This is a genomic window from Flavobacterium sp. UBA4197 (assembly GCF_002379575.1).
GTDB classification, from domain to species: Bacteria; Bacteroidota; Bacteroidia; order Flavobacteriales; family Flavobacteriaceae; genus Flavobacterium; species Flavobacterium inviolabile.
Genome location: NZ_DFUB01000005.1, coordinates 199,194 through 211,199, shown reverse-complemented (window position 1 = coordinate 211,199; position 12,006 = coordinate 199,194). Strand labels below are relative to the sequence as shown.

Sequence of the window (12,006 nt, the reverse complement as noted above, 5' to 3'; positions counted from 1 at the left end):
AAGCGGTACCTATAATAAGGATGTAGACAATGATTTTGGTAAATATGTAGGAACGTGGAAGTTTCAACAAGGAACTACATCATTAATAATTGTTCTAAAAACAAAACTGAATTACTATTATTCTACAAAAAACTATTATAAGGATATTGTAATAGGAGAATATCGTTATATTGAAAATGGGACTGAGAAAATTAACACTTTAAATCAATTAGGACAGGCACAGGCTACAGCAGGAGATTACAATATTTCAGGAAGTTTAATAATATACGGAACTACTTATCCTAAATGCGATGATTGTGGTTTGGATGAACGAAGAATTAAATTAGCGATTAAAGATCCTGAACGAACTTATTTGATAAATGCAATTGTATTACGATATAAAAATGAAAATGGTACAGAAAAGATAATTGCAAAAATCTTTAAAAACGGTACTTCATTTATGCCGCCAGATAATGCTCCGGATGAAATGCGGGTTCCTTACGGTGAATATGTTTTGATAAAACAGCCGTAATGAAAATACCTTTTTGATTACTACTAAAACGATTCTCTAAGAAACCGTTTCAAAAAGTTCTTTTGTTCTTTTATAGCCACGGTAATTACTAAATCCGGACAGGTAGATCAGTTCGATTTCCGGAAGGTCGGCATAGGCAGGATCTTCCCGCATGATTTCCAGTTCCGCTATACGGCATTTGTTAATGTAAGCACTAAAATTCATGTTGTAATTGGTATTGATAAAGGCAGAAAGATAGCTGCGGTTGGTACCCAGTTCCAGTGTCAGATCCGTAATTTTCAGCTTAGGTTCCAGATAGGGTTTCTTTTCATGAATATATTTTTCAAAATGCTGCCGGTCGATATTGGTTTTGCTATTGTCCTTGTCTTTATCTTTCGCTTTAAATTGCTTGACCACAATATTTTCTGTGAGCAGTATAAAATTATTGGTAAAGATATTGTAGCACATAACCACATTTAAAAATATGGTAAAAAAATTAGGCAGAATAATCAGCAAATACTCTGTTGTACTACCGCTTTTAGAGAAATAATACAATAGCGGAACCGGTAACAGGATAATGATACACAGGAATATCTGATAGACCCATCGCAGGGAAGTCTGCCCGATATCGGCAGAGTAATTAATGATGTTCTCCTGATATTTCCGGGTTCTTTTAACCGATAACAACAGGTAAAAAATCCCGATCACTGCCCGGATAAAAAAACGAAAACTGTCAAAAGCCGAAAACCATTCGTATTCTTCAACAAAGAAAACCCTTTTTTCTACCAGTAACAGCTTTACATCCAGCGGGATAAAAGTGAGCCACAAGGTGTGTACGATATACAGGATAATGGGAAAAACATAGTGCAGTATCGGGAAAGGCTCCTGTTTCCGTACTCGGGTGAGCTTAAAAATAATATGGTATAGCATTACAGGAAGCAGCAAACTGGACAGGAAATCAATCGAAACCATATACAAATAAGCCATTCTGTTAAAATAGTATAAAGCCATAATAATAAAGAACAGTCCTAACAGGGTATAGAAAAATACCAGCAGCCGGATGAGCCTTCTCAGTTGAGCGGTATTGGTTTTGTTTAATTTAAACAATAGCAGTACAATACAGAACAACGCTGAAAAGACAGGTGCCGAAAAAGACATGATCAGTATGGTATTCTTTAAATCCATCTTTTAAAAATTAGTATTGGTCGTTTACAGGATTATTATCGGAATCTTCCGCTTTTTTCACCCTCAGGTAATTTCGGAAACTTCCAAAACCGGCTTCTGCGACCAGTTCTGCAATATCCCTGTCTTTATTTTGAGGCAGCCGGGCAAGCCGTTTGACTTCCATTAACCGCCAGTTATTGACATAATTGCTAAAATTCATGCCATAGGTTTTATTAATAAAAGTGGAGAGATAGGTCCGGTTTACATGGAATGGAAAGATTAAATCCGTGATTTTAAACTGAGGATCCAGGTACGGCTTGTTTTCTTTAAAGTACTTTTCAAATTCAGACTGCACAATCAGCCGCTCTCCTAAAGCCATGGCTTCTTTTTCAGAAATATCCCGTTTTCGTTTCCTCTTTTTGATTTGCAGTACATTGCCGGAAGTAACCAGTATAGTCTGGGTTTGCTTCGGGGTATACAGCAGGTAATTGCGCTGGATAATATTATAAACTATAAGTATGTGCTGTAACGGTGTCGAAATAAATGAAATGAGTAACGCGAAATTCCTGATATGAAAAACAAGGTCTATAATAAAAACAACGAAAAACAGGACTCTCAAACCAATTACTAAGGACAGCCAGTGCATGGATTCCCATTTCTCTTTTCCGTATTGCAGGATAATGCTTTGGCGGTATTGATAAACCCGTTTTACACACAAACCGATATAGATTATCATATAGACAATAGTGGAAATAACGATATACGGACGCAGGAATATAAAAGCATCTTTTCGGGGTATAAACGATTCCGGATCATGGATATAGTGAGCAAAGGTGATAACAGACACTATCACAAAGAGAATACAGGGAATCAGGTAATGAAAAAGAGGAATGGTTTTCCGTTTGCCCAAAGGCGTTAAGGCATAAATAAAATTATAAAAAACAACATTGATGGTTTGTAAAACAAGGCAATACAAAGGGATGATATACCGGAGTGTTTGCTGTAGCGATACATAGATCTCAAACTTAAACCATAAGAAAATCATCATCAGAAAATAGCAAACCAACAGCTTTTTAATGGTGTTTTCAACCGGGGTAAGCTTATCCTGATAGGAGACAAAAAAAATGGCACCACATGTCAGTGAAGAAAAAATAGGAACTGAGAGCAATATGACATCAAAAATCTTCATGAACAGATCAGAATATTACGTAAATATAAATTTTTTTGAGACAAAATGTAAATTTTTTGTTAAAAAATAATGTTTGTAAGTAACTGTTTTTCAAGTAGTTAAAATTATTTTTTTACTTATTTGAAAATATTTTACAATTTGTCACTTGAAGTGTTTATGATTTTGCAGGTAGTTTCTTTTTAAAGGCTATAGTTTTGTTAAAGAAATAAGCTCTTTACGTATTTATACTGAACAGTATTGTAAGTAAATACCTTTATGTTTTATTACGTATTTACAGGTAATAAAATCTTCATTAGCAAGAAATTTTGTTCCTGAAAAAAGTGAAAACAACATCCAGCTAACAAGTAAAAAGAGTAGACCGGTTAGCTTACCGGGATCAATATAAATAATGATTATAAGAAAGGGTTATTCTCATTATTTGGTTATATAGTAAAAAGGAGAGTCCTGAAAATTTTTTGAAGAAGGGGGGCTTTATTCAGAAAATGGGTTAAATAAACAGTCGTTGTTTGGCTCTTCTTCTTTACTGTATTTTAAAAGAAAGTTCAAGTCACGATTATATTTTTTATAAGCCAATAACTAACTGTCATTATTAGTTGGGAAGAGGAAGTGAAGAAAAGTCTGGTGTTTTTAAGGTTGAAATTGGGAAATTTAAAAACATTGGTTAAATGCCTGTTTGAGTGCGGCTTTTCTTTTCTTTCCTTACAAATAACAGGTTTTGTGATGTAAAAAAGAGATCCTTTCGTGGCAAAATTCCATTAGAAAAAATAGTTGAAAGTCAGGAGGTAAATCCTTGATGGTTAGTAGTGTAGCATCCGGAATATTATTTTGCGTATTTCTGAGTGCTTGGTTTGTTGTGCATTGTTGTTTCGGATAAAGAACAGGGTTTTTTAGGCTTGTTTTAAGATTATAGTCTTGATTAATAGTTGTTTAGTGATGTTTTAAAGTGATTTTACTATTTGTCATCCAAAGTATTGACCTTTTTGTCGGTTGGTTTTTTTAGGTGGTTTTACCTTTGATCGTAAATAGTAAAAAAGTTATGTGATAACTCTATTGTAAAAACACAGTTAGACAGTTTGGAAATAGCTCATTTTGACAATGATATTGATAAAAGAATACAGGCGGACTACTTTAAATAATAAGGATTGGATATGAAAAAAAGCACGATTACTAAATCTTTACGGTATGCTGGTTTTATGGACTTAGTCAGGCAGCTACCGGAACTGCGACACCGGATTCCGTAAAAGATAAAAACTAAAACAGCATTTGAATCACCAGAGATTTTAAGAATAAAGAAACAATAGCAGTATACCAAACTGCTAAAGACAATATCGCGCAGATAAAAAACAAAATGAAAAACATTTATATGAAAAAGTACATTATGATGGCGGTTATACTGTTGGGGTATACTGCCAATAGCCAGATCGGGATCGGAACGACCACACCGGAAGCCTCTTCAGCTTTGGATGTAAGCAGTTCCGACAAAGGGTTTCTGGCTCCGAGAATAGCCCTGACAGGCAGTACGGATGTCACAACCATTGCGGCACCGGCAACAGGATTACTGATCTACAATACCGCTACAGCCGGTACGGCGCCCAATACCGTTGTACCCGGATATTACTATTGGAACGGTACAAAATGGGCAACATTAGACAATGGCGCGACCGCTGCGAATAGCTGGAATACAACCGGTAACAGCAGTACAACGGCAGGAACCAACTTTATAGGAACAACAGATAATACAGATGTGGTACTAAAACGTAACAACATTGTTTCCGGATTTATCGGTTCAACCAATACCGCTTTCGGGAACAGCAGTTTACCGTTAGCGGCAACCGGAACCGGAAATACCGCAATAGGAAGCAATGCGCTTACAGCGGTTACTACCGGAGGAGGGAATACAGCTATAGGGTATAACACACTGAGCAAGAACACAGCACCTTATAATACCGCAATCGGAAATACCGCTTTATATAATACAACCAGTGGGGACTCCAATACTGCTGTAGGTAATATGGCTATGGTGGACAATACGACCGGGCGTATGGGTACAGCCTTAGGGTTTCAGGCTTTGAATCACAATACAACAGCGTCTTATAATACCGCAATGGGAGGTAATGCCGGTTTTAGTAATATCACAGGAACTTATAATGCTGCGGTAGGCTATCAGTCATTGTATAATAGTAGCGCAGGAAACAATAATGTAGCGATAGGATCCGGCGCACTCTTTAGCCTGCAGGATCCGGCAGGAACAAACAGCCATAACAATGTTGCTATTGGTACTAATGTGGGGATGGATTTGTTTATGGGCAGCAATAATATTTTAATCGGAGCGAATGTGATGTCTGCGGCTCCGGGCGGTATTGGCAGTAATATATTGAATATTGGCAGTAATATTTACGGAACCAATGTCAATAACGGTGGTTATGCGAATATCGGGATTAACACTGCAAATCCCGGTAATGCTTTGGAAGTAAGAAGCAGTGCTGCCAATACTTCCGGTTTGCGGTTAACGAATTTTCCGAATGCCGGTATGTTGGGAACAAACAGTCAGGGGGATATAATAGAGACTTTTAGCGCCATTAAAACCGTTACGGTTAACTATTATGAAGTGCAGCAGGCGGATGAAACCATTCTGATGAATGTTGCCGCACCGGCGGCAGTGGTGCTACCAACAGGAGCGGTATCCGGTAAAAGGTTTATTATTAAAAAGATAGATGCCACGTCAAGCAATATGGTAATAGCAACAGCAGGAGGAGCAACGATAGATAACCAGGCAAGCATCACGATAGGCACCTCCATGGCAGGTATAGTGGTACAGTTTGATGGCATTAGTAAATACTGGATTGTAAACAGGATGTAAGGATCCTTCCGGAGGCAGGACAATGCTCTTTTGGTTTTGTTCCGGTTTTAATGGTTGGATTTTACCGCTTTTGGAATAAAGCTAAAAATGATGACTTACGCGATCATAAACAAATTGAAATTAGGGTATGAGAAAATATTTTATAATAGCAGCCATGCTGCTAAACTATACGGTTTATTGCCAGGTGGGTATCGGGATAGCGGCTCCGGATCCGTCAGCTGTTTTGGATGTCAGCAGTTCCAGTAAAGGCTTGCTGATTCCAAGGCTTGCTTTGACCGGTACTACAGATGCTGCGACCATCACGGCTCCGGCAACAGGTTTACTGATTTACAATACCGCTACAGCCGGTACGGCACCCAATACCGTTGTACCCGGATATTACTACTGGAACGGCACGAACTGGACAACAATGGATGGCGGTTCGGCTTATACCTGGAATACAACAGGCAATAGCGGCACGACTGCCGGAACCCATTTTATCGGAACCACAGATAATACGGATCTGGTATGGAAACGTAACAATGCTGTTGCCGGAATATTGGGTACAACCCGCACCGTTTTAGGTACCACAAGTCTGCCTTTCGCAGCTACAGGAGTTGGAAATACGGCTATAGGGAGTAATTCCCTGCAATCGGTTACTACCGGGAGTGAGAATACAGCAATAGGCTATTTTACATTAAATACAATTACTACAGCGGCCTATAATATAGCTATCGGAAATAATACTTTAGCTAATGACACTTCTGGCGACAGTAATACCGCAGTAGGAAATAGCGGGCTGGTAAATAATACTTCAGGACGTATGAATACTGCTATAGGGCATGATGCTTTATATTATAATACTACGGGGAATTATAATACCGGAATAGGAGTATATTCCGGTTACAATAATAGTTATGGTGCAAATAATGTGGCTATTGGAACTTCTTCATTGAATAAGAACGTGAGAGGTGATAATAATACAGCTATCGGAGCAAAAGCGCTGGAGAATCTGGCAGGAAATCCGGCGGCAAACAGTAGTAATAATGTTGCTGTCGGTACCAGTGCCGGCGATAATCTGCTATCCGGTGCCGGCAATATTTTTATCGGTAACCTGACGAAAGCTGTGGTTACTACCGGCAACAATCAGTTGAATATCGGTAATACTATTTACGGAACCAATGTGAATGCCGGTGGTTATGCGAATATCGGAATCAATACAACAACTCCGGCAAATACACTGGAAGTAAAAAGTATTGCGGGCGGTACTTCCGGTGTGCGTATCACCAATTTACCCGGTACGAGCCTCTTGGGAACGAACAGTCAGGGCGATATCATTCCGGCATTCAATGCCATGACCAGCCAGGCACCGGTAACCAGTTATACCGCACTGGAATCGGATGAAACCATACTGATCAATGCTGCTTCCGGAGCAGTGACCGTTTTTTTACCGGTTGCTCCCAGAACCGGCAAAAAATTTACCGTAAAAAAAACGGATGCGACGGCCAATAACGTTTACCTGTCAGCCCCAACGTTGCTGATCGATAACCAGGCGGGACCTACCAGTATTTTTATAAATGTATCGATGAAAGGACTTGTCGTACAGTTTGACGGGACGCAATACTGGATCATCGGTAGAATATAATAACAGAAAAAGATGTCTTATACATAATGCTGTTCTTTTTAGTACGGCATATCCGGTTGCAGCAGCTGGGATGGATTACCATTCACTTTTCAGAAAAATCCGGAATACTTCGATATAGCGCCATATAATGTGAAAATAGTAAAAGATGATTAGCGAATGGAATGATTTCTACATAGCCGCAGTAGGTGCTTCAGCTGCTTTGACCGGATTAATCTTTGTAGGGGTATCAATCAGCCTTGCCAAAATTTTATCCCTGCCGGCCTTACCGGAAAGGGCAATGGTGGCGATATTTTTACTTCTCGCTATCCTGACGGATTCCATGCTTTTATTGATACCCGGACACACGAATGCCTGTTGCGGCTATGAGCAAACGGTTTTCGGAGGTGTCGTATGGACCGTGATGACCATTATGGATAGCCGGATCTATCACCTGAAAAAGAATAAATTCCAACGGTTTTATACCATCAATATCCTTTTTAATCAAATTGCCGTTTTGCCCTATCTGATTGGCGGTCTCTGTTTGTTGTATGGCCGGGAAACCGGCTACTACTGGATAGCGGCCGCCATATTGGTATCTTTTATAAAAGCGGTATCGGATGCCTGGGTACTGCTGGTTGAAATTCACCGCTGATTTTCTATGATCGTAACGGACGATAAAAAAATACTTTTCAGTAAGCCTGATTGAATACCTCCCTGTCAATTCAGCTTTTACAGATAACCTGCCCCCATTTCTCATATAGAATAAAAACAAACATAAGAGATGGAACACAAGAATTGCAGCATCGTAAAATATGATGAAATCAGACACCTGGTACCGGAAAAATCCATGTATGCGCCTTTCAATGGAAGTGAATCCGAAATTGCAGAAGAATATGTTTTTTATTGTGAAGGGGATCTTGATCTGGAAGCGCTGCTGGATCTGGATGATCCGCTAAAGTGTCTTATCGGGGAAAATGCCCCGGATGTCTTTATATACTTTATACTGGTCACCGGTAATTGCAGGATTCGTAATAGCTGTAACCGGGTAACGGACGGTGCTACCGGTCTGGTCGTTTTAGGAAACCTGAAAGCCGATAATATCGTTGTTGGCGGTCAGGAAATCTATGTAGTCGGGCACATGACCTGTAAAGAATTGTTCTGGGGCGACTATAACCACGGAAACCTGAATGTTGAAGGAGCAATCCGCGCAAAGGTATTGATGATTACCGATTATGGGGTAGATTTTGAACGATTCACCAGCGGGGAACACATCACCACCGAATGCCTGCTGTGGGATGAAATAGCCGATACTGACGATTTTGAGAACCCCGAACCCATTCAGAGCACATTTCTTCCGGAGTTTGTAGCCGAAGAAATCGAGGTAATCGACGATCTGTACTCCTGGAAGGACCGTCTTAATTATTGTAAAATATTCGAAGCGCTGGAATCCGGAAAACCGCTAATCCGGGAAAAGATCGAAAAGGAATCCAAAGAGATAGCCATTCCGTTTTTCTTTACGGATGATGCGATCAGTGCAAAAAACCTGCAGCGTTTTGGCGATAGCAATGTGTTGACGGGATTTGCGCCGCAAAAAGGGCAGGAGCAAGTTCTGGAATATTGGGAAGGGGATTCTTTTTACAGGGTATTGGTAGAGATCGGGCAGCCGTTTTCATACTGTGTGTATGTACAATACAAACAGGAACATGCCTGCATGGTATATTTCAGCAACCATAAGGGTGGACTCTGGGAAAGAATCATGGGTAAAAAGCACTATAAACTTGCCATGGCATTCCGTCAGTTTCCGGACGGAGACTGGCTGTTACTCAATAATAGCGCTCCGTTAACCTACCGGCTTTTTCTGAAAGAACGTTGGAAAAAACTGTTGGAGCACTATTCTGAAATGGAGTGGTACCGGAAACAGTTTGATAAAAAAGTTAGCCGGGAAATACTGGAATCCATATTAAACCTGCCGTTAATCAGGGAAAAATACAGTAATTATTATTCGGTTGAAGAAGACAGCAGAATCTGGTTTCGTGATTTTCAATGGCAGTTCCGGCAGCAGGATGCAGAACCGGGTGCGTGCCCGAGGATAGGGATCATCAAAGAAACACAGGATGGAAGCTTTGACTTTTACCATTTTGATTTAATAGAAACGATAGACGGCCGTCTGGCTCCTGTTTTATTCACCCAGGATCAGAATGGATATGACGCGGAAGCTTATGAGGTGCTGATTTTAGAGCGGGAAAAGTACAAAAAGGCCATCCGCTATTTTGAAATACTCGAGCGGGTCATTTTTGAGATGAACAAACAATATCTGCAGGAACAGGAAGATATCGCCAGCGGAAAGATCTGTTCGCTACTGGGCGCCATGCCGATGTGTCTGGGACCGGAGTATATCGCCTTGCTACACCACCTTATGACCAATCAGCAAAAGGACAAAGACGACCCGCTGTATGAAATCATTTACCTCTGTGAAGAACATAACATCCCGTTCTTGTGGCGTATGGACTGGAAGCAGGAAATAGGGGATTTGGAATGGGCTATAAAACACAGTCTGAAAACAAATTTCGATATCGATGTTATCCTGCCTTCTGCATCAGATTATCCGGAGGAAGCGGCCATCAGCTATGGAACCGTTTTTATAGACTTTGACAAGGCACTCCACTTTTATAATCTCCAGCTGGGGTTTGTGAACACCCAATGTGATGAATATGTGTTTTTTATACATCCGCTGGCGCTCAGGATTAAACTCGAAAAAGAATTTTCCAGATTGGGATACCAATACGAACAGGCAACAGACCTCTGATTGTAAAATATCCCGGTGGCTATTTTTTCCTGCGGAGTATAGGTGTAAAACAGGCTTTTTACGGGGCTTTTTTTAGTAATAGTGCGTTTTGACGGCATTTGTTACTTTTTGACGGTTACATCAAAATTTTAACAAATTATTAAAGTGAATAGTGCTTGCCGGTGTAAGAACTTTGTATAATTTTGGTGCCGTATTATGAAGTTAAAAGTTAGCATTTTTACATCGCTGTTAATTTTCCTGTTGAGCGGATATGTGCAATCCTTTGCCCTAGCTGGTCAGGGGGAGTATATTAACTATACGACTGTAAAAAATATTGAGCAGTTTCAGGCAGCAGGCATATCCGGTTCACAAAGTGATGTGACCAATTATGCTTTGTGCTATTTTGAGAAACTAAACAATAAAACCTATTCTCATCATGACCACAACGATAATGAGAATGAAGAAAATGAGTTAGCTGCCTCAAAAAAAATAATCGCTTCAGGTGCACTCTTTACCACCCTTTTATGTATTCAGGTACCGGAAATCGGTTCCCGCGATATAAACAAACGCTTATCTTTTCTGGATAAGCATTTTTCTTTTCTGCCCTCTTGTAAGAAGTACATTGTATTTCGGGTAATCAGGATTTGATTTAATACACTACAGGCAATTCTATATTGCCCTTTATTTCCGTTTCAGTTTGTCACTGCCCGATCCGTCATTCTTTGGTGTTAACACCAATTAGGAATGCTGGCCGTGTTTGCTGTGACCTGTCTAAAAAAAATCAATAAAAACCATACTGCTTAAAAGCAAAATTACTATGAAGAGAATCCTCATGCTCTCGGGGTTGTGTGCCTTGATGTGCACAATTGCCTGTACGTCAAAAAAAGAACAAGAAAAAGAAGAACAAGTAAAATTTTTAGTTACGAATCCCATCCAAAAGGATACCCTGATTACAAAAGACTATGTCAGTCAGATTCATTCCATTCGTCATATTGAGCTGAGAGCTCAGGAAAGAGGTTATCTGGAAAAAATTTATGTAGACGAAGGACAGTTTGTTAAAAAAGGACAACTGTTATTCCAGATCATGCCTAAACTGTATCAGGCAGAAACGCAGAAAGCTGCGGCAGAAGCCAGCTTTGCTGAAATTGAATATAAAAACACCAAACGACTTGCCGATAAAAATGTAGTTGCTCCGAATGAGCTGGCTATGGCTAAAGCCAAATTTGATAAAGCCAAAGCCGAATTAGCGTTAACGCAGGTTCATCTTGGATTTACCGAAATCAGAGCACCGTTTGACGGGATCATAGACCGTTTTCACGTAAGACCGGGAAGTCTTGTTGAAGAAGGCGATTTGTTGACAAACCTGTCTGATAACAGTAAAATGTGGGTGTACTATAATGTACCGGAAGCGGAATATCTGGATTATAAAGCCAAGGTAAAAAGCGATAATGCGCCAAAAGTAAACCTGTTAATGGCAAACAATAAATTGTTTGACTATTCCGGTGTGGTGGAAACTATTGAAGGAGAATTCAATAATGAAACCGGAAACATTGCGTTCAGAGCAACTTTTCCTAACCCTAAAGGACTGTTACGACACGGTGAAACCGGTAATATCAAAATGGGAATGCCGCTTAAAAATGCTATCCTGATTCCTCAAAAGGCAACTTTTGAAGTACTTGACAAAAAGTATGTGTATGTAGTGGATAAAAACAATGTATTGCGATCAAGAGAGATTGAAATTGGAGCCGAATTGCCGCATCTTTTCATCATCAAAAACGGTTTGTCGCTAAACGACAAAGTCCTACTTGAAGGAATACGTCTTGTAAAAGAAAATGAAAAAATCAACTACAAATTAGAGAAGCCTGAATATGTTATGTCGCATTTGGAGCTATATGCAGAGTAATCGAATAACTAA

Annotated in this window: 9 protein-coding genes; 7 read left to right on the top strand and 2 right to left on the bottom strand. The window is 39.8% G+C overall.

Annotated elements, in window-relative coordinates; genetic code table 11:
- The coding region (locus tag B3394_RS02600) for a DUF6705 family protein (RefSeq protein ID WP_286912725.1) at window positions 1–511 on the top strand (511 nt) is incomplete at its 5' end.
- 36 nt (window positions 512–547) lie between these two features.
- Here the strand turns inward: B3394_RS02600 and B3394_RS02595 are convergent.
- Window positions 548–1,675: an AraC family transcriptional regulator gene (locus B3394_RS02595; RefSeq protein ID WP_177735260.1), complete on the bottom strand. Its 1,128-nt coding sequence runs from the start codon at window positions 1,673–1,675 to the stop codon at window positions 548–550.
- 10 nt (window positions 1,676–1,685) lie between these two features.
- Entirely contained in the window at window positions 1,686–2,843 is a 1,158-nt protein-coding gene (locus B3394_RS02590; RefSeq protein ID WP_273247124.1) for an AraC family transcriptional regulator, read from the bottom strand.
- A 1,363-nt stretch (window positions 2,844–4,206) separates the two neighbouring features.
- Between B3394_RS02590 and B3394_RS02585 the strand changes: the two genes are divergently transcribed.
- The 6 genes from B3394_RS02585 (at window position 4,207) to B3394_RS02560 (ending at window position 11,994) form a co-directional block, all read left to right on the top strand.
- Window positions 4,207–5,703, top strand: a complete 1,497-nt coding sequence (locus tag B3394_RS02585) for a hypothetical protein (protein WP_286912724.1) — start codon at window positions 4,207–4,209, stop codon at window positions 5,701–5,703.
- Window positions 5,704–5,830: 127 nt separating this feature from the next.
- Window positions 5,831–7,327: a beta strand repeat-containing protein gene (locus tag B3394_RS02580; RefSeq protein ID WP_286912721.1), complete on the top strand. Its 1,497-nt coding sequence runs from the start codon at window positions 5,831–5,833 to the stop codon at window positions 7,325–7,327.
- 145 nt (window positions 7,328–7,472) lie between these two features.
- Window positions 7,473–7,958: a hypothetical protein gene (locus B3394_RS02575; RefSeq protein ID WP_286912715.1), complete on the top strand. Its 486-nt coding sequence runs from the start codon at window positions 7,473–7,475 to the stop codon at window positions 7,956–7,958.
- 129 nt (window positions 7,959–8,087) lie between these two features.
- Entirely contained in the window at window positions 8,088–10,112 is a 2,025-nt protein-coding gene (locus B3394_RS02570; protein WP_286912713.1) for a DUF6630 family protein, read from the top strand.
- Window positions 10,113–10,307: 195 nt separating this feature from the next.
- Window positions 10,308–10,739, top strand: a complete 432-nt coding sequence (locus B3394_RS02565) for a hypothetical protein (protein WP_286912712.1) — start codon at window positions 10,308–10,310, stop codon at window positions 10,737–10,739.
- A gap of 169 nt (window positions 10,740–10,908) precedes the next feature.
- Window positions 10,909–11,994 (top strand): efflux RND transporter periplasmic adaptor subunit, encoded by a 1,086-nt coding sequence (locus tag B3394_RS02560; RefSeq protein WP_177735248.1) that lies wholly within the window; start codon window positions 10,909–10,911, stop codon window positions 11,992–11,994.
- Window positions 11,995–12,006: the final 12 nt, after the last annotated feature.